18 protein-coding genes and 1 pseudogene are annotated in these 18,108 nt (G+C 67.3%); 2 read left to right on the top strand and 17 right to left on the bottom strand.

What is annotated here, in order from left to right:
• Nucleotides 1-64: 64 nt before the first annotated feature.
• From rpsQ to rpsL, 15 genes are all read right to left on the bottom strand, one after another.
• Nucleotides 65-376 (bottom strand): 30S ribosomal protein S17, encoded by a 312-nt coding sequence (gene rpsQ, locus AB0I79_RS43470; protein ID WP_357886229.1) that lies wholly within the window; start codon nt 374-376, stop codon nt 65-67.
• Nucleotides 369-605 carry a 50S ribosomal protein L29 gene (gene rpmC / locus AB0I79_RS43465; RefSeq protein ID WP_106253417.1) on the bottom strand — a complete coding sequence of 79 codons (237 nt, stop codon included), beginning with the start codon at nt 603-605 and terminating at the stop codon, nt 369-371. The genes rpsQ and rpmC overlap by 8 nt, the downstream gene beginning before the upstream one ends.
• Nucleotides 605-1,024: a 50S ribosomal protein L16 gene (gene rplP, locus AB0I79_RS43460; RefSeq protein WP_080043233.1), complete on the bottom strand. Its 420-nt coding sequence runs from the start codon at nt 1,022-1,024 to the stop codon at nt 605-607. The genes rpmC and rplP overlap by 1 nt, the downstream gene beginning before the upstream one ends.
• 2 nt (nt 1,025-1,026) lie before the next feature.
• Nucleotides 1,027-1,872, bottom strand: a complete 846-nt coding sequence (gene rpsC, locus AB0I79_RS43455; protein ID WP_080043234.1) for a 30S ribosomal protein S3 — start codon at nt 1,870-1,872, stop codon at nt 1,027-1,029.
• Entirely contained in the window at nt 1,872-2,225 is a 354-nt protein-coding gene (gene rplV, locus AB0I79_RS43450; protein ID WP_103960883.1) for a 50S ribosomal protein L22, read from the bottom strand. Before rplV ends, rpsC begins: the two co-directional genes overlap by 1 nt.
• A 24-nt stretch (nt 2,226-2,249) precedes the next feature.
• Nucleotides 2,250-2,528: a 30S ribosomal protein S19 gene (rpsS, locus tag AB0I79_RS43445; protein ID WP_030451498.1), complete on the bottom strand. Its 279-nt coding sequence runs from the start codon at nt 2,526-2,528 to the stop codon at nt 2,250-2,252.
• An 11-nt stretch (nt 2,529-2,539) separates the two neighbouring features.
• Entirely contained in the window at nt 2,540-3,376 is an 837-nt protein-coding gene (gene rplB, locus AB0I79_RS43440) for a 50S ribosomal protein L2 (RefSeq protein ID WP_080043237.1), read from the bottom strand.
• Nucleotides 3,377-3,481: 105 nt separating this feature from the next.
• Entirely contained in the window at nt 3,482-3,784 is a 303-nt protein-coding gene (rplW, locus tag AB0I79_RS43435; RefSeq protein ID WP_080043238.1) for a 50S ribosomal protein L23, read from the bottom strand.
• Nucleotides 3,784-4,431: a 50S ribosomal protein L4 gene (rplD, locus tag AB0I79_RS43430; protein ID WP_357886227.1), complete on the bottom strand. Its 648-nt coding sequence runs from the start codon at nt 4,429-4,431 to the stop codon at nt 3,784-3,786. The genes rplW and rplD overlap by 1 nt, the downstream gene beginning before the upstream one ends.
• The gene (gene rplC, locus AB0I79_RS43425) at nt 4,428-5,081 is read right to left on the bottom strand and encodes a 50S ribosomal protein L3 (protein WP_148439698.1); all 654 of its coding nucleotides are present in this window, start codon (nt 5,079-5,081) and stop codon (nt 4,428-4,430) included. Before rplC ends, rplD begins: the two co-directional genes overlap by 4 nt.
• A gap of 14 nt (nt 5,082-5,095) precedes the next feature.
• The gene (gene rpsJ, locus AB0I79_RS43420; protein ID WP_012887830.1) at nt 5,096-5,404 is read right to left on the bottom strand and encodes a 30S ribosomal protein S10; all 309 of its coding nucleotides are present in this window, start codon (nt 5,402-5,404) and stop codon (nt 5,096-5,098) included.
• Between the two features lie 254 nt (nt 5,405-5,658).
• Nucleotides 5,659-6,852 (bottom strand): elongation factor Tu, encoded by a 1,194-nt coding sequence (gene tuf / locus AB0I79_RS43415; RefSeq protein ID WP_043623429.1) that lies wholly within the window; start codon nt 6,850-6,852, stop codon nt 5,659-5,661.
• A gap of 150 nt (nt 6,853-7,002) precedes the next feature.
• Nucleotides 7,003-9,102, bottom strand: coding sequence for an elongation factor G (gene fusA, locus AB0I79_RS43410; protein ID WP_357886226.1), 2,100 nt, complete (start codon nt 9,100-9,102; stop codon nt 7,003-7,005).
• A gap of 33 nt (nt 9,103-9,135) precedes the next feature.
• Nucleotides 9,136-9,606 carry a 30S ribosomal protein S7 gene (gene rpsG, locus AB0I79_RS43405; RefSeq protein ID WP_043623423.1) on the bottom strand — a complete coding sequence of 157 codons (471 nt, stop codon included), beginning with the start codon at nt 9,604-9,606 and terminating at the stop codon, nt 9,136-9,138.
• A 2-nt stretch (nt 9,607-9,608) separates the two neighbouring features.
• Nucleotides 9,609-9,983: a 30S ribosomal protein S12 gene (rpsL, locus tag AB0I79_RS43400; protein ID WP_020542315.1), complete on the bottom strand. Its 375-nt coding sequence runs from the start codon at nt 9,981-9,983 to the stop codon at nt 9,609-9,611.
• Between the two features lie 518 nt (nt 9,984-10,501).
• Here rpsL and AB0I79_RS43395 point away from each other — a divergent pair.
• Both AB0I79_RS43395 and AB0I79_RS43390 read left to right on the top strand, forming a co-directional pair.
• Entirely contained in the window at nt 10,502-12,394 is a 1,893-nt protein-coding gene (locus AB0I79_RS43395) for an FHA domain-containing protein (RefSeq protein WP_357886225.1), read from the top strand.
• The gene (locus AB0I79_RS43390) at nt 12,391-12,768 is read left to right on the top strand and encodes a DUF5955 family protein (RefSeq protein WP_357886223.1); all 378 of its coding nucleotides are present in this window, start codon (nt 12,391-12,393) and stop codon (nt 12,766-12,768) included. The genes AB0I79_RS43395 and AB0I79_RS43390 overlap by 4 nt, the downstream gene beginning before the upstream one ends.
• A gap of 184 nt (nt 12,769-12,952) precedes the next feature.
• On the opposite strand, the gene AB0I79_RS43385 is transcribed toward AB0I79_RS43390, so the two are convergent.
• Together AB0I79_RS43385 and AB0I79_RS43380 are read right to left on the bottom strand one after the other, a co-directional pair.
• Nucleotides 12,953-16,828: a DNA-directed RNA polymerase subunit beta' gene (locus AB0I79_RS43385; protein WP_357886221.1), complete on the bottom strand. Its 3,876-nt coding sequence runs from the start codon at nt 16,826-16,828 to the stop codon at nt 12,953-12,955.
• A 17-nt stretch (nt 16,829-16,845) separates the two neighbouring features.
• Nucleotides 16,846-18,108, bottom strand: a pseudogene (locus AB0I79_RS43380) (DNA-directed RNA polymerase subunit beta); the annotation flags it as partial.

Here is an 18,108-nt window from a genome sequence, read left to right as displayed (position 1 = left end):
CGTCCTTGGACGCCGTCATGGGGGCTCTCAGAGCCCCCACGAGGCGCGGTGTATCAGAGAGGGCCTACTTGGCCTTCTCGAGGATCTCCACGACCCTCCACCGCTTGGTGGCGGAGAGGGGGCGGGTCTCCATCAGCAGCACGCGGTCGCCGACGCCGCAGGCGTTGGCCTCGTCGTGCGCCTTGTACTTGGTCGTACGGCGGATGACCTTGCCGTACAGACGGTGCTTCACGCGGTCCTCGACGGCGACGACGACGGTCTTGTCCATCTTGTCGCTGACGACGAGGCCCTCGCGGACCTTGCGGAAGTGCCGCTGCTCGCCGCTCTCGGCGGCCGCAGTGGTCTCGGTGGTCTCGGTGGTCTCGGTCTCAGCCATCGCTCGTCTCCTTCTCGACCGTGACGATGCCCAGCTCGCGCTCGCGCATCACGGTGTAGATACGGGCGATCTCGCGGCGGACGGCACGCAGCCGCCCGTGGCTCTCCAACTGACCGGTCGCCGCCTGGAAGCGGAGGTTGAACAGCTCCTCCTTCGCCTCCTTCAGCTTCTGGACGAGGGTGTCCTCGTCCTCGAGCCGCAGCTCGCCGGCGGTCAGGCCCTTAGCCATCACGCCTCACCCACTTCACGCTTAACGATCTTGCACTTCATCGGGAGCTTGTGGATCGCACGCTGAAGCGCCTCGCGAGCGATCGGCTCCGCCACGCCGGACAGCTCGAACATCACGCGTCCGGGCTTGACGTTGGCGATCCACCACTCCGGCGAACCCTTACCGGAACCCATGCGGGTCTCGGCAGGCTTCTTCGTGAGTGGACGGTCGGGGTAGATGTTGATCCACACCTTGCCGCCACGGCGGATGTGCCGGGTCATGGCGATACGAGCCGACTCGATCTGGCGGTTGGTCACGTAGGAGTGCTCAACAGCCTGAATGCCGAACTCGCCGAACACGACCCTGGTGCCGCCCTTGGCGGCTCCGCTGCGGTCAGGCCGGTGCTGCTTGCGGTGCTTGACCCTGCGCGGGATCAGCATGGTCAGCTCCCTTCAGCACCCGGCTGCGCAGCCGGGCCGGTCTCGGGGGCGGCCTGCGAGGCCGCCTCGTTGCGGGGGGCGCGGTCGCCACGGCCGCCGCCACGACGGGGGCGGTCGCCGCCACCACGACGCGGACGGTCGCCGCCGCCACCACGACGGTCGTCGCGCTCGCGACGCTGGCCGGCACGAGCGCCGGCGGCAGCCGCCTCACGCTCGGCGCGGCTCGTCGGAGCCTCGCCCTTGTAGATCCAGACCTTCACGCCGATGCGGCCGAAGGTCGTACGGGCCTCGTAGAAGCCGTAGTCGATGTCCGCGCGGAGCGTGTGCAGCGGCACACGGCCCTCGCGGTAGAACTCCGACCGCGACATCTCGGCGCCGCCCAGACGGCCGGAGCACTGGACACGGATGCCCTTGGCGCCGGACTTCATGGCCGACTGCATCGCCTTGCGCATGGCGCGGCGGAACGAGACACGGCTCGACAGCTGCTCGGCCACGCCCTGCGCGACGAGCTGCGCGTCGATCTCCGGGTTCTTGACCTCGAGGATGTTGAGCTGGACCTGCTTCTTGGTCAGCTTCTCCAGGTCGCCACGGATCCGGTCGGCCTCGGCGCCGCGGCGGCCGATCACGATGCCGGGACGCGCGGTGTGGATGTCCACCTGGACGCGGTCCGTCGTGCGCTCGATCTCGACCTTGGAAATGCCGGCCCGCTCCATGCCCTTCTGCAGCATGCGGCGGATCGCCACGTCCTCGGCGACGTAGGACTTGTACAGCTTGTCGGCGTACCACCGGCTCTTGAAGTCGGTCGTGATGCCGAGGCGGAACCCGTGCGGGTTAACCTTCTGGCCCACTATCGGGTCCTTCCCTTCGGCTCGCGGGACTCCACGATCACGGTGATGTGGCTCGTCCGCTTGTTGATCCGATAGGCGCGACCCTGTGCACGCGGGCGGAACCGCTTCAGCGTCGGGCCCTCGTCGACCCACGCACGGCTCACGACGAGCGTGCTGGGATCGAGATCGAAGTTGTGCTCGGCGTTCGCCATGGCGGAACTGAGCACCTTGTAGATCGGCTCGCTCGCCGACTGGGGAGCGAACTGCAGCACGGCCTGCGCCTCCGAAGCGGGCAGCCCGCGAATAAGGTCCACCACGCGGCGGGCCTTGAGGGGCGTGACACGGACGAACCGCGCCTGAGCCCTGGCTTCCATCGCTTTCTCCTACTTCTGGGACGCTTACCGCCGGCTGCGGCGGTCTTCCTTGACGTGGCTGCGGAACGTACGCGTGGGGGCGAACTCTCCGAGCTTGTGCCCGATCATCGACTCGGTGACGAACACCGGGACGTGCTTGCGGCCGTCGTGCACGGCGATCGTGTGCCCGAGCATGTCGGGAACGATCATGGAGCGACGCGACCACGTCTTGATGACATTCTTGGTGCCCTTCTCGTTCTGGGCGTCCACCTTCTTCTGAAGGTGGTCGTCCACGAAGGGACCCTTCTTAAGGCTACGTGGCATTTCGGCTGCTCCTACCGCTTCTTCCTCTTGGACCGACGGCGGATGATCAGCCTGTCGCTGGCCTTGTTCGCCTGACGGGTACGGCCCTCGGGCTTGCCCTTGGGGTTCACCGGGTGACGACCACCGGAGGTCTTGCCCTCACCACCACCGTGCGGGTGGTCGACGGGGTTCATCGCGACACCGCGGACGGTCGGGCGCTTGCCCTTCCACCGCATACGACCGGCCTTACCCCAGTTGATGTTGGCCTGCTCGGCGTTGCCGACCTGACCCACCGTGGCGCGGCAGCGCACGTCCACCATGCGCATCTCACCGGACGGCATACGCAGCGTGGCGTACTGGCCCTCCTTGGCGAGGAGCTGGATCTGCGCGCCCGCGGAGCGGCCGAGCTTGGCGCCACCGCCCGGACGGAGCTCCACCGCGTGGATGAAGGTACCGGTCGGGATGTTACGCAGCGGCAGGCAGTTGCCCGGCTTGATGTCGGCGGCGGGGCCGTTCTCGATCCTGTCGCCCTGCTTGAGGCCGGTCGGCGCGATGATGTAGCGCTTCTCGCCGTCGGCGTAGTGGAGCAGGGCGATGTTGGCGGTGCGGTTGGGGTCGTACTCGATGTGAGCGACCTTGGCCGGGATGCCGTCCTTGTCGTGCCTGCGGAAGTCGATGATCCGGTAGGCGCGCTTGTGACCGCCGCCCTGGTGGCGAGCGGTGACCCGGCCGTGTACGTTGCGGCCGCCCTTGCTGTGAAGGGGCGCAAGCAGCGACTTCTCAGGGGTGCTGCGGGTGATCTCGGAGAAGTCCGAGACACTGGATCCGCGGCGACCCGGAGTCGTCGGCTTGTATTTACGGATGCCCATCTTTTTCGTTCATCCTTCGTCGGTTACATGGGTGAGCCCGCCGCACCGAGGTGCGACGGTCTCAGCCCCGCGGGCCCTAGGGGGACCCACTCACTTCTATGGCTGCTAGCCGATCTGACCGAAGATGTCGATCCGATCGCCCTCGACCAGGCTCACGATCGCGCGCTTGGTGTCGGGACGCTTGCCGTAACCGGTACGGGTGCGCTTGCGCTTGCCCTGCCGGTTGATCGTGTTCACGCTGGTGACCTTGACCCCGAAGATCTGCTCGACGGCGATCTTGACCTGGGTCTTGTTCGCGGTCTTCTTCACCAGGAACGTGTACTTGTTGTTCTCATCGATCAGGCCGTAGCTCTTCTCAGAGACGACCGGCTTGATGATGATGTCGCGCGGGTCGGCGATCTTCTCCATCAGGCGTCTTCCTTCCCGCCACTCAGCCGCGCCACGACCTGGTCGTACGCCTCCTGGGTGAAGACCACGTCGTCGTGCACGAGCACGTCGTAGGTGTTGAGCTGCCCGGCGTCCAGCAGGTGGACCTCGGGAGCGTTGCGCAGGCTCAGCCAGGTCAGCTCGTCGTCCGAGTCGACCACGACCAGGACGCGGGCGGCCTGGGTGATCTTGCGCAGGGCCTCCAGCGCGGCCTTGGTCTTGGGCGTCTCGCCCGAGACCAGGGAGCTCACCACGTGCACGCGGTTACCGCTCGCCCGGTCGGACAGGGCGCCACGCAGGGCGGCGGCCTTCATCTTCTTGGGCGTGCGCTGCGAGTAGTCGCGCGGCACGGGGCCGTGGACGGTGCCACCGCCGGTGAACTGCGGAGCGCGGGTCGAGCCCTGGCGGGCGCGGCCGGTGCCCTTCTGGCGGTACGGCTTCTTGCCACCGCCGGAGACCTCACCGCGGGTCTTGGCCTTGTGGGTGCCCTGCCGGCGAGCGGCGAGCTGGGCCACGACCACCTGGTGGATCAGCGGAACGTTGACCTTGGCGCCGAAGATGTCTTCGGGCAGGTCGACGGTGCCGGCCTTCGCGCCGCTGGCGTCGAGGACGTCAATAGTGGTGCTCACTTGGCAGCCCCCTTCTTGGCAGCGGTACGGACGAGGACCAGGCTGCCGTTGGCGCCGGGGATCGCACCCTTGATCAGGATGAGGCCCTTCTCGGCGTCCACGGCGTGAACCTTGAGGCTCTGCACAGTGGTGCGGACGTTACCCATCCGGCCAGCCATGCGCAGACCCTTGAAAACGCGGCCCGGGGTGGCGCAGCCACCGATGGAACCCGGCGAGCGGTGCTTGCGCTGCGTACCGTGCGACGCGCCCAGACCACCGAAGCCGTGCCGCTTCATGACACCGGCGAAGCCCTTGCCCTTGCTCTTGCCCGTCACGTCGACGAACTGGCCCGCCTCGAAGGTGTCGGCCAGCAGCTCCTGGCCCAGGGTGTAGTCGCTCGCGTCGTCGGTGCGGATCTCCGCGAAGTAACGGCGCGGGGTGATGTCGTGCTTACGCAGGTAGTCGCCGAGCGGCTTGTTGACCTTCCGGGGGTCGACCTGCCCGAAGCCGAGCTGAACGGCGGAGTAGCCGTCCTTCTCTGCGGTGCGGACGCGGGTCACCACGCACGGACCGGCCTCGACCACGGTGACCGGGACGAGCCGGTTGTCCGCGTCGAAGACCTGGGTCATGCCGAGCTTCTTGCCCAGGACGCCCTTGATCGTCTTAGCCATGTCAGTGCGTTCCCTCAGAGCTTGATCGAAATGTCGACACCCGCGGGGAGGTCGAGCCGCATGAGCGAGTCAACCGTCTTGGGGGTCGGGTCGATGATGTCAATCAGCCGCTTGTGCGTGCGCATCTCGAAGTGCTCGCGGCTGTCCTTGTACTTGTGCGGCGAGCGGATGACGCAGTACACGTTCTTCTCGGTCGGCAGCGGCACCGGGCCTGCGACCTTCGCGCCAGTCCGCGTCACCGTCTCGACGATCTTCTTGGCCGAGCTGTCGATGACCTCGTGGTCATAGGCCTTGAGCCGAATGCGGATCTTCTGTCCCGCCATAGTGGCCTCGGTGTCCTTCGCTGTCGTCTGAAAAAGTATCGTGCGGCCTGTGCCGCTGTGTGTTCATGCAGGTGCAATCCCGCATTAACCCCACGAGGCAGACGTAGTCGATCTGCCTTTTCTTCCGTGATCCGGCAGTGACTTCGGTCACTGGGCCGAAGTGACTGCTGGATCACGGCGCCTCTGCATGGGGCCCTACACGGTGCGGCGGCCGGCCCGAAGGTTCGGGGCCGACCGCCGCCCCGACGGTCTAGCTACTTGATGATCTTCGTGACCCGACCGGCGCCGACGGTGCGGCCACCCTCACGGATCGCGAACTTGAGGCCTTCCTCCATGGCGATGGGCTGGATCAGCTCAACGCGCATCTCGGTGTTGTCGCCCGGCATGACCATCTCGGTGCCCTCGGGGAGGTTCACAACACCGGTCACGTCAGTCGTACGGAAGTAGAACTGAGGACGGTAGTTGTTGAAGAACGGCGTGTGGCGGCCGCCCTCGTCCTTGGACAGGATGTAGACCTGGCCGGTGAACTCGGTGTGCGGGGTGGTCGTGCCCGGCTTGATGATGCACTGGCCGCGCTCGACGTCGTCGCGCTTGATGCCGCGGAGCAGCAGGGCGGCGTTGTCACCGGCGTGACCCTCGTCGAGCATCTTGTTGAACATCTCGATGCTGGTGACGGTGGTCGTGGTCTTCTCCGGCTTGATGCCGATGATGTCGACCTGCTCGTTGACCTTGACGATGCCGCGCTCGATACGACCGGTGACGACGGTGCCGCGACCGGTGATCGAGAAGACGTCCTCGACCGGCATGAGGAACGGCTTCTCCGTCTCACGCGGGGGCTCGGGGACGTTCTCGTCGACGGCGTTCATCAGCTCGATGATGCTGTCGGCCCACTTCTCGTCGCCCTCAAGAGCCTTGAGCGCGGAGACGCGGACGACGGGCAGGTCGTCGCCGGGGAACTCCTGAGCGGACAGGAGCTCGCGGACCTCGAGCTCGACGAGCTCCAGGATCTCCTCGTCGTCCACCATGTCGGACTTGTTGAGGGCCACGACGATGTAGGGGACGCCGACCTGGCGGGCCAGGAGGACGTGCTCCTTCGTCTGCGGCATCGGGCCGTCGGTGGCGGCGACCACCAGGATGGCGCCGTCCATCTGGGCGGCACCGGTGATCATGTTCTTGACGTAGTCGGCGTGACCCGGGCAGTCAACGTGCGCGTAGTGACGCTTCTCCGTCTGGTACTCGACGTGCGCGATGGAGATCGTGATACCACGAGCCTTCTCCTCGGGCGCCTTGTCGATCTTGTCGAACGGGGTCGCCTTGTTCAGCTCGGGGTAACGGTCGTGAAGCACCTTGGTGATCGCCGCGGTCAGCGTGGTCTTGCCGTGGTCGATGTGCCCAATGGTGCCGATGTTCATGTGCGGCTTGGTCCGCTCGAACTTGGCCTTAGCCACTGGTTCTCTCCTTGAGAATCTGACTGACTTTCGTCTACACACTCGGGCCCGGGAACTCCCGAACCCCTTGGCGGCGGGGTGGCTCGCACCACCCCACCAGGGACCAGGACAGAAGTCCCGGTCCGATCCCTCGCGGGATCGGACTGGAAACTACTCGCCCCGGGCCTTCGCGACGATCTCCTTGGCGATGCCCGGAGGCACCTCCGCGTAGGAGTCGAACTGCATGCTGTAGCTCGCGCGCCCCTGCGTCTTGCTACGCAGGTCACCCACGTAGCCGAACATCTCAGACAGCGGCACGAGCGCCTGGACGACCTTGGCACCGGCCCGGTCGTCCATCGCCTGGATCTGCCCGCGGCGACCGTTGAGGTCACCGATGACATCACCCATGTAGTCCTCGGGCGTGGTCACCTCGACGGCCATCATCGGCTCGAGGAGCACGGCGTCCGCCTTGCGCGCGGCCTCCTTGAAGGCCATCGAACCGGCGATCTTGAACGCCATTTCCGAGGAGTCCACGTCGTGGGCCGCACCGTCGGTCAGCGTAACCTTCACGCCCACCATCGGGTAGCCGGCCAGCACGCCGAACTCGGCGGCCTCCTGGGCGCCGGCGTCGACCGACGGGATGTACTCCCTCGGGACGCGGCCACCGGTGACCTTGTTCTCGAACTCGTAACCGTCGTTGCCCTCGCCCAGCGGCTCCAGGTCGATGATGACCCGCGCGAACTGACCGGAACCACCGGTCTGCTTCTTGTGGGTGTAGTCGACCTTCTCCACCTTGCGGCGGATGGTCTCGCGGTAGGCGACCTGCGGGCGGCCGACGTTGGCCTCGACCTTGAACTCGCGACGCATACGGTCGACGAGGATCTCCAGGTGAAGCTCGCCCATGCCCCAGATGACCGTCTGACCGGTCTCCTCGTCGCGGCGGACCTGGAAGGACGGGTCCTCCTCGGCCAGGCGCTGGATGGCGGTCGAGAGCTTCTCCTGGTCGCCCTTGGTCTTGGGCTCGATGGCGACGTTGATGACCGGAGCCGGGAACGTCATCGACTCGAGCACGACCTGGTTCGACGGGTCGGAGAGGGTGTCACCGGTCGTGGTGTCCTTCAGACCCATGACGGCCACGATCTGACCAGCGATCGCCTGCGGGCGCTCCTCGCGCTTGTTGGCGTGCATCTGGTAGATCTTGCCGATCCGCTCCTTCTTGCCCTTCACAGAGTTGATGACCTGTGAACCGGCCTCGAGCGTGCCCGAGTAGATGCGGATGTAGGTGATCTTGCCCAGGTGCGGGTCGCTGGCGATCTTGAAGGCCAGGGCGGAGAACGGCTCGGTCGGGTCCGCGTGGCGCTCGATCACCTTCTCCTCGTTGCCGACCGCGTGGCCCTTGAAGGCCGGGATGTCGGTCGGGGCGGGGAGGTAGGCGACGATCGCGTCGAGCAGGGGCTGCACGCCCTTGTTCTTGAACGCGGTGCCGCACAGGACCGGGTTGATGGCGCTGGCCAGCGTGGCGCGGCGGATGGCCGCGACCAGCTGCTCCTCGCTGGGCTCGGTGCCCTCGAGGAAGAGCTCCATCAGCTCGTCGTCGTTCTCGGCGACCGTCTCGATGAGGCGGTCACGCCACTCACGGGCGGCCTCGGCGTGGTCGGCCGGGATGTCGACGGTGTCGTACATCTCGCCCTTGGCCGCCTCGGCGCTCCAGATGAGGCCCTTCATCTTGATGAGGTCGATGACGCCCTTGAAGTCGGCCTCAACGCCCCACGGAAGCTGGATCACAGCCGGGGTCGCGCCCAGGCGGCTGATCATCATGTCGACGCAGCGGTGGAACTCCGCGCCGACACGGTCCATCTTGTTGACGAAGCAGATCCGGGGGACGTCGTAGCGGTCAGCCTGACGCCACACCGTCTCCGACTGCGGCTCGACACCGGCCACACCGTCGAACACGGCGACGGCACCGTCGAGGACGCGCAGCGAGCGCTCGACCTCGATGGTGAAGTCGACGTGACCCGGAGTGTCGATGATGTTGATCGTGTGACCGATCCACTCACAGGTGGTCGCGGCAGACGTGATCGTGATGCCGCGCTCCTGCTCCTGCTCCATCCAGTCCATCGTGGCAGCGCCCTCGTGGACTTCACCGATCTTGTAGTTGATCCCGGTGTAGAACAGGATGCGCTCGGTCGTGGTGGTCTTGCCCGCGTCGATATGGGCCATGATCCCGATGTTTCGGACCTTGGCCAGGTCAAGAGCGGTCTGGGTGGCCACTTCTCTCGCGTCCTCGTCGTCTCGTCGATCCCACTACCAGCGGTAGTGAGCGAAGGCCTTGTTGGACTCGGCCATCTTGTGGGTGTCCTCGCGCTTCTTGACGCTCGCCCCGAGGCCGTTGCTGGCGTCGAGGAGCTCGTTCATGAGGCGCTCGGTCATGGTCTTCTCGCGGCGGGCGCGGGAGTACTGCACCAGCCAGCGCAGGGCCAGGGTGGTGCTGCGCGCGGCGCGCACCTCGACCGGCACCTGGTAGGTCGCGCCACCGACACGACGGCTGCGGACCTCGAGGGTGGGCTTGACGTTGTCAAGCGCGCGCTTCAGGGTGACGACCGGGTCGTTGCCCGTCTTCTCCCTGCAGCCCTCGAGGGCGCCGTAGACAATCGACTGCGCGATGGAGCGCTTGCCGTCCAGAAGCACCTTGTTGATCAGGGCAGTCACCAGCGGCGAGCTGTAAACCGGGTCAGACATGAGCTGACGACGGCCAGGAGAACCCTTACGAGGCATTGTTAGCTCTTCTCCTTCTTCGCGCCGTAGCGGCTACGGGCCTGCTTGCGGTTGCGGACACCCTGGGTGTCGAGCGAACCACGGATGATCTTGTAGCGAACACCCGGCAGGTCCTTCACACGACCGCCACGCACGAGCACGATGGAGTGCTCCTGCAGGTTGTGACCCACACCGGGGATGTAGGCCGTGACCTCGATGCCGTTCGTGAGCCGAACGCGGGCCACCTTACGCAGTGCCGAGTTGGGCTTCTTCGGGGTCGTGGTGTAAACGCGCTGGCACACGCCGCGCCGCTGCGGACTCCCCTTGAGGGCAGGAGTCTTGGTCTTGGAGACCTTGTCCTGCCGGCCCTTGCGGACCAACTGCTGAATAGTGGGCACTGCCACTCCGTTTCGTGCCTTGGCCGGTGTTACGTCATCAGGTCTTGCATTTCGCAGGTACTGCCGGTGTCATGACCTGCTGGTTTTTCTTGTCTCGGCGCCCCCGCGCTCGGGCGTGTCGCGCTGTTCACACAGACACGTCCGCGAGGATACGAGCCAGGAAGCCGTCCCGCGCCGCAATTAGCGCACGGTCGAGAGCCCGCTAGAAGACGGGCACGATGCTCAAGACTACCCAGGCCCTGGCGACACGTCAAAACGGCGCGACAAGGCGGCAAGCCTTGCCACTCCGGATCGCCGGGGGCCCTTTCATCCAGCCCATCTACAGCTCCGCCGACCATGATATCGGCCTTCGCGACCATCTCGCGAGCGCTTCGCCGAAGCTCAGGCATCGGAACGGTGAAGTCCGTGCGACCGTCCCTAGGGTAATCCCTAGGTCACTCCCTGAAGCGGGCGCCTCACCGCGCGGATAACGTCGCGTGGCGAATCGTCGAGAGGGACGACAGACATGCCACAGCTCCTTGACCAGCCGCACCAGGGGCTCCCCCGACACCTGGGCGGAGGCCGCGTTGTCTGAGGCGGCCGACGGGCACTGGCCCGGCTCCCACACCTCCCCCTTCGAACTCGTCCTCGTCAAGCCCCGCGAGCTGCGGGGCCTGCGCCTGCCCGTCTCGGAGGCGCCTACCGAGATCGGCCGCACGGCGTCCCTGCGCATCGACTCCCAGGAGATCAGCCGCAGGCACGCCAGGCTCTGGCTCGCCGGCGGGTCGGCATGGATCGCCGACTGCGACTCCACCAACGGCACCTGGGTCGACGGCGCGCGCATCCACCAGCCCGTACGCCTGGCCGTGGGCCAGCGCGTCCGCATGGGCGGCGTGGAGGCCGTGCTGCAGATCCAGGGCGGCGGCGTGCCGGACGAGCACCACACCACCTCCGCTCCCCTCCAGCGCCCCACGAACACCACCCGCTACCTGTGCGCGGCCGGCTATCTCGAAGCCTCCTTCGCCCACGAGGTCATCCGGGAGACCCTCGGCCATCCCTACCGGGCCACCGCCCCTTCGTACGGGGTGGAGCTGCCCGCGGTGGCCAAGCACGCGCTCGCCGCCGAGCGCCACCGCACCGTCCGCGACGTGCTCCTCCTGCTCATCGCCTGCGCCGCGCTCGGCACCGTCGCGGCGGCCGCCGCCGGTGCCCTGCCCGACCTGGACGCCTTCGACGTCCTGGACGACCTCGACGACCCGGGCGACCTGAGCCCGCTCAGGCTCGTCGTGCTCGCCCTGCTCCCCCTGGCGCCGGCCTGGCTGGTGGTGGCCGCGCACCTCTTCCACACCAGGGTCATCGTCCTCGGCGGGCGCCTGTCCAGCCGCCGCTTCACGGCCGGCTCCGCCCCCGCCCCGTTCGGCCCGCGCGCCCGGCGCCAGGTCCGCCGCCTCGTCCAGGCCCAGCACGGGAACGTCATGGTCTTCTCCGGCTACCGCCCCTTCGTCGGCAGCGGCGAGGAGTACCACGGCTGGTCGTTCGCGATCGACATCACCAAGCCCGCGCACAAGGACCGCCCGCCCCGCCCCTTCCACTCCGACGACGTGCACGCCCACCTCGCGCGGGAGGTGGCCGCCACGGGGCTGCCGAACCTCCGGCTGACCGAGCGGCTGTTCATCAACGGCGTCGACATCAACCACGCCCCCGAGCTGTTACCGGACCCCCTCGCCCCGCCGCTGGTCACGACGGACGCCGAGCTGCTGCGCGCGGTCTCGCGGACGCCGGAGTCCTCGGCCCGCGTCTACCTCTGCGTGGAGGTCCTCGGCTGGGGCGGCCAGCTGATCGTCACCATCTTCATCAGGGCCATCCGGCTGCGCGGCTCCCTCTTCCTGGAGGGCAGCACGTACATGCTCTATCCGCTGGCGCCCGAGTACTCCGAGGTGGACCGGATCTCCTCCGACCCGCTGACGGGCCTGGCGGTCGCCATCGGGGAGGGCGCGGCCAGGACGATCCCGCTGCTGCTCACCGCGCCCTACCGGCTCGCCATGCGCTCGGCCAGAGGCGCGGCCCTGCGCCGCCAGGAACGCGACGACCGCACGGTCATCCAGAACCACGGCCTGTACGACTACGGCGCGCTCAGGAGCGTACGGGAGATCGCGATGGGCGACGACCTGCGCCGCTTCTTCATCGAACGCGACGTCGAGATGTTCGACCAGGTCGTCCACGAGGCGGTGTTCAAGGCCATCAGCCGCTTCCTGTCCGACCACGGCATCGACACCGGCGAGGTGGCCCAGCGCATCACCCAGGTCACCCACAACAAGATCGACGCCCGCGGCTCCAACTTCGGCAACGCCCCGGGCTCCAACTTCGGCCACGCGCCCGGCTCCCACTTCCGCGGCAGCACGGGCCCAGCGCAGAAAGGCGACACCCCATGACCCAGCGCGACGGCGGGAACTTCAGCGGCGCCCAAGGCATCAACCTGGGCAACGCCCCCGGCTCGAACTTCGGCCACGCCCCCGGCTCCCACTTCCACGGCGTGGTCAACGACCACGGCACCGCCGCGCAGCAGGAGGAGCTGCGCACTCTGATCAACGGCCTGCTGAACGTCGTCGCCCGCCACCAGAACGAGCTGGCCGACCCTCAGGGCGCGAGCACCGCTGTCGAACTCCTGCGGGAGGAGGTGGAGGGCGAACAGCGCCCGAACCGCCTCACGGGCTTCCTCAGCATGCTGACGGCCTCCGCCGGCGGCGTGACCGCGATCACCGAGGCGGCCACCAAGGTCAGGGACCTTCTCACGGCGATGCTCTGACAACGCCACCGGCCCACGATGCGCCGTAGCGGCGGCCCGCCGCTGAAGGGCTCAGCGGGCCTCTCCCTGGAGGGCTCTGGTGGGGTGAGCACGGCATGCCGTGACAGGACGAGGGCCGTAACGCGACGCGCCCGGGCCTCTCTGACGAGAGACCCGGGCGCTTCACCTGCAAGCGACTAGGAAATCACCTGTTGTACTGACCGAAGTCGTACTCCTCCAGCGGGACGGCCTCGCCGCTGCCCGTGCCGAAGGTGTAGTCCGCGGCGGAGCCGTCGTAACCGCCCACCGTGTACATGGCGGCCTTGGCCTCCTCGGTCGGCTCCACCCGGATGTTGCGGTACTGCGGCATGCCGGTACCGGCCGGGATGAGCTTACCGATGATGACGTTCTCCTTCAGGCCCAGCAGCGAGTCGGACTTGGCGTGGATCGCCGCGTCCGTCAGCACCCGGGTCGTCTCCTGGAAGGAGGCCGCCGACAGCCACGACTCGGTGGCCAGCGACGCCTTCGTGATGCCCATGAGCACCGGACGGCCGGCGGCGGGCGACCCGCCCTCGGCCACGGTCTCGCGGTTCATCTGCTCGAAGCGCGGACGCTCCACGAGCTCGCCGGGCAGCAGGTCGGTGTCACCGGACTCCAGCACGTTCACGCGCTTGAGCATCTGCCGCACGATGATCTCGATGTGCTTGTCGTGGATCGACACACCCTGCGAGCGGTAGACCTGCTGGACCTCCGCCACCAGGTGCAGCTGCACGGCCCGCGGGCCGAGGATGCGCAGCACCTCGTTCGGGTTGACGGCACCGGCGACGAGCTGCTGACCGACCGTGACGCGCTGCCCCTCCTGCACGAGCAGGCGCGAGCGCATCGAGACCGGGTAGGCGATCTCCTCCGAGCCGTCGTCGGGGGTGATGACGATCTTCCTGGTCTTGTCGGTCTCGTCGATCCGGACCCGGCCCTCGGCCTCGGAGATCGGGGCGACACCCTTGGGGATGCGCGCCTCGAAGAGCTCCGTGACACGGGGCAGACCGTGGGTGATGTCGGCACCGGCCACACCACCGGTGTGGAAGGTACGCATCGTCAGCTGCGTGCCGGGCTCACCGATCGACTGGGCGGCGATGATGCCGACCGCCTCGCCGACGTCCACGAGCTTGCCGGTGGCCAGCGAGCGGCCGTAGCAGGTCGCGCAGACACCGATCTTGGCCTCGCAGACGAGCGCGCTGCGGGTGCGGACCGTCTCGACGCCGGCCTCGACCAGCTTCGTCACGTGGATGTCGTTGATGTCGACACCCGCCGGGGCGATGATCTTGCCGTCGACCTCGACGTCCTCGGCCAGGATGCGGCCGTGCACGTTGGACTCGGCGTTCTCCGCCTTGACCAGGTTGCCCGACGGGTCGCGGTCGGCCACGTGCAGCGGGACCGCGCGGTCGGTGCCGCAGTCGATCTCACGCACGATGACGTCCTGCGCCACGTCCACCAGACGACGGGTCAGGTAACCCGAGTCGGCGGTACGCAGAGCGGTGTCGGCCAGACCCTTCCGCTGACCGTGGGTGGAGATGAAGTACTCCAGCACCGACAGGCCCTCGCGGAACGAGGCCTTGATCGGCCGCGGGATCGTCTCACCCTTGGTGTTGGACACCAGGCCGCGGATACCGGCGATCTGCCGGACCTGCATCTTGTTACCACGGGCACCGGAGTTGACCATCATCCAGACCGGGTTGGTCGCCGGGAAGGCGTTGACCATGTCGGTCTCGACGTCGGCCGTCGCGTGCGTCCAGATCTCGATGAGCTCCTGGCGGCGCTCCTCGTCGGTGATCAGACCGCGCTCGTACTCGCGCTGAACCTTGTCGGCCCGGCGCTCGTAGTTCTCCATGATGTCCTGCTTGTTCGGCGGCGCGACGACGTCCTCGATCGAGATCGTGACACCGGAGCGGGTCGCCCAGCGGAAGCCGGCGTCCTTGAGCGCGTCGAGCGAGTTGGCGACCTCGATCTTGGGGTAGGTCTCCGCCAGCTCGTTCACGATCGTGGACAGCTGCTTCTTGCCGACCTGGAAGTCGACGAAGGGGTAGCTGTCCGGCAGCGTCTGGTTGAACAGGCACCGCCCGAACGTGGTCTCCAGCCGGATCGGGTCGCCCTGCTCCCAGCCCTCGGGGGCCACCCAGTCACGCGGCGGCAGGACGTCCTTGAGCCGGATCTGGATCTTCGCCTGGATCTCCAGCTCGCGGCGGTCGAAGGCCATCTGCGCCTCGGCGATAGAGCCGAACACGCGGCCCTCGCCCAGCGCGCCGTCCTTCTGGGTGGTCAGCCAGTAGAGGCCGATGACCATGTCCTGGGTGGGCATGGTGACGGGCTTGCCGTCGGCCGGCTTGAGGATGTTGTTGGTCGAGAGCATCAGGATGCGTGCCTCGGCCTGGGCCTCAGCCGACAGCGGCAGGTGCACGGCCATCTGGTCGCCGTCGAAGTCCGCGTTGAACGCGGTGCAGACGAGCGGGTGGATCTGGATGGCCTTGCCCTCGACCAGCTGCGGCTCGAACGCCTGGATGCCCAGACGGTGGAGCGTCGGAGCGCGGTTGAGCAGCACCGGGTGCTCGGTGATGACCTCTTCGAGCACGTCCCACACCACGGGGCGGGCGCGCTCGACCATCCGCTTGGCCGACTTGATGTTCTGCGCGTGGTTGAGGTCCACGAGCCTCTTCATCACGAACGGCTTGAACAGCTCCAGCGCCATCTGCTTGGGCAGACCGCACTGGTGCAGCTTGAGCTGCGGGCCGACGACGATGACCGAACGGCCGGAGTAGTCGACTCGCTTGCCCAGCAGGTTCTGGCGGAAACGACCCTGCTTGCCCTTCAGCATGTCGCTGAGGGACTTCAGCGGCCGGTTGCCGGGACCGGTGACCGGGCGACCGCGGCGGCCGTTGTCGAACAGCGCGTCCACGGCCTCCTGCAGCATCCGCTTCTCGTTGTTCACGATGATCTCGGGCGCGCCGAGGTCGAGCAGACGCTTGAGGCGGTTGTTGCGGTTGATGACCCGGCGGTACAGGTCGTTGAGGTCGGAGGTGGCGAACCGGCCACCGTCGAGCTGCACCATCGGGCGCAGGTCCGGCGGGATGACCGGGATGCAGTCGAGCACCATGCCGCGCGGCGAGTTGGTCGTGTTCAGGAACGCCGACACGACCTTGAGCCGCTTGAGGGCGCGGGCCTTCTTCTGGCCCTTGCCGCTGCGGATGGTCTCGCGCAGGTTCTCCGCCTCGGCGTCGAGGTCGAAGCTGATCAGGCGGTCCTGGATCGCCTGCGCGCCCATGCCGCCCTTGAAGTAGCGGCCGAAGCGGTCGCGCATCTCGCGGTAGAGCAGCTCGTCGCCCTCGAGGTCCTGGACCTTGAGGTTCTTGAAGCGGCTCCAGACCTCGTCGAGCCGGTCCAGCTCGCGCTGGGCGCGGTCGCGCAGCTGACGCATCTCGCGCTCGGCGCCCTCGCGGACCTTGCGGCGCTGGTCGCCCTTGGCGCCGGCGGCCTCCAGCTCGGCCAGGTCGGCCTCGAGCTTCTTCTGCCGGGCCTCGACGTCGGCGTCGCGGCGCTGCTCGATGTGCTGCCGCTCGACGGAGATCTTCGCCTCCAGCGAGGGCAGGTCACGCTCACGCATCTCGGTGTCGACATGCGTGATCATGTACGCCGCGAAGTAGATGACCTTCTCCAGGTCCTTCGGGGCGAGGTCGAGCAGGTAGCCGAGGCGCGACGGGACGCCCTTGAAGTACCAGATGTGCGTGACCGGCGCGGCCAGCTCGATGTGGCCCATCCGCTCACGACGCACCTTGGCGCGAGTCACCTCGACGCCACAGCGCTCACAGATGATGCCCTTGAACCGGACGCGCTTGTACTTACCGCAGTAGCACTCCCAGTCGCGGGTCGGACCGAAGATCTTCTCGCAGAAGAGCCCGTCCTTTTCCGGCTTGAGGGTTCGGTAGTTGATCGTCTCGGGCTTCTTGACCTCGCCGTGCGACCACTGACGGATGTCGTCAGCCGTCGCAAGACCGATCCTGAGCTCGTCGAAGAAGTTGACGTCTAGCATTTTGTGCGATCTCCCCCTCAGACTTCTTCCACGCTGCTCGGCTCACGCCGGGACAGGTCGATACCGAGCTCCTCCGCGGCGCGGAAGACGTCCTCGTCGGTGTCGCGCATCTCGATGGACATGCCGTCGCTGGAGAGCACCTCGACGTTGAGGCACAGCGACTGCATCTCCTTGATGAGCACCTTGAAGGACTCGGGGATGCCCGGCTCGGGGATGTTCTCGCCCTTGACGATGGCCTCGTAGACCTTCACCCGGCCGAGAACGTCGTCGGACTTGATGGTCAGCAGCTCCTGCAGCGCGTACGCGGCGCCGTACGCCTCCAGCGCCCACACCTCCATCTCACCGAAGCGCTGGCCACCGAACTGGGCCTTACCGCCGAGCGGCTGCTGGGTGATCATGGAGTACGGACCGGTCGACCGGGCGTGGATCTTGTCGTCGACCAGGTGCAGCAGCTTGAGGATGTAGATGTAGCCGACCGCGATCGGGTACGGGAACGGCTCGCCGGAACGGCCGTCGAACAGCCGGGCCTTGCCCGTCGGCTGCACCATCCGGTCACCGTCACGGTTGGCGATGGTGTTGCCGAGCAGGCCGACGATCTCCTCCTCGTGGGCGCCGTCGAAGACCGGGGTGGCCATGTTGGTGCGCGGGGCGACCTGCTCGAAGCCCTTCTCGCGCAGCCGCTCGGCCCAGGCCTCCTGGATGCCCGAGATGTCCCACCCGCGGGCGGCGATCCACCCCAGGTGGGTCTCCAGCACCTGGCCGACGTTCATTCGACCCGGCACGCCGAGGGGGTTGAGGATGATGTCGACCGGGGTGCCGTCCTCCAGGAACGGCATGTCCTCGACCGGCAGGATCTTGGAGATGACACCCTTGTTGCCGTGCCGGCCGGCCAGCTTGTCACCGTCGGTGATCTTACGCTTCTGGGCCACGTAGACGCGGACCAGCTCGTTGACGCCGGGGGGAAGCTCGTCGCCCTCCTCGCGGCTGAACACGCGGACGGCGATGACCTTGCCCTGCTCACCGTGGGGCACCTTCAGCGAGGTGTCACGGACCTCGCGCGCCTTCTCACCGAAGATCGCGCGCAGCAGCCGCTCCTCCGGGGTCAGCTCGGTCTCGCCCTTCGGGGTGACCTTGCCGACCAGGATGTCGCCGGGCACGACCTCGGCGCCGATCCGGATGATGCCGCGCTCGTCGAGGTCGGCCAGGACCTCCTCGGAGACGTTCGGGATGTCCCGGGTGATCTCCTCCGGACCCAGCTTGGTGTCACGGGCGTCGACCTC

Origin of the sequence: Nonomuraea sp. NPDC050202, assembly GCF_040656115.1 — a bacterium.
GTDB lineage: Bacteria > Actinomycetota > Actinomycetes > Streptosporangiales > Streptosporangiaceae > Nonomuraea.
This window is presented reverse-complemented; position numbering and strand designations above follow the sequence as displayed.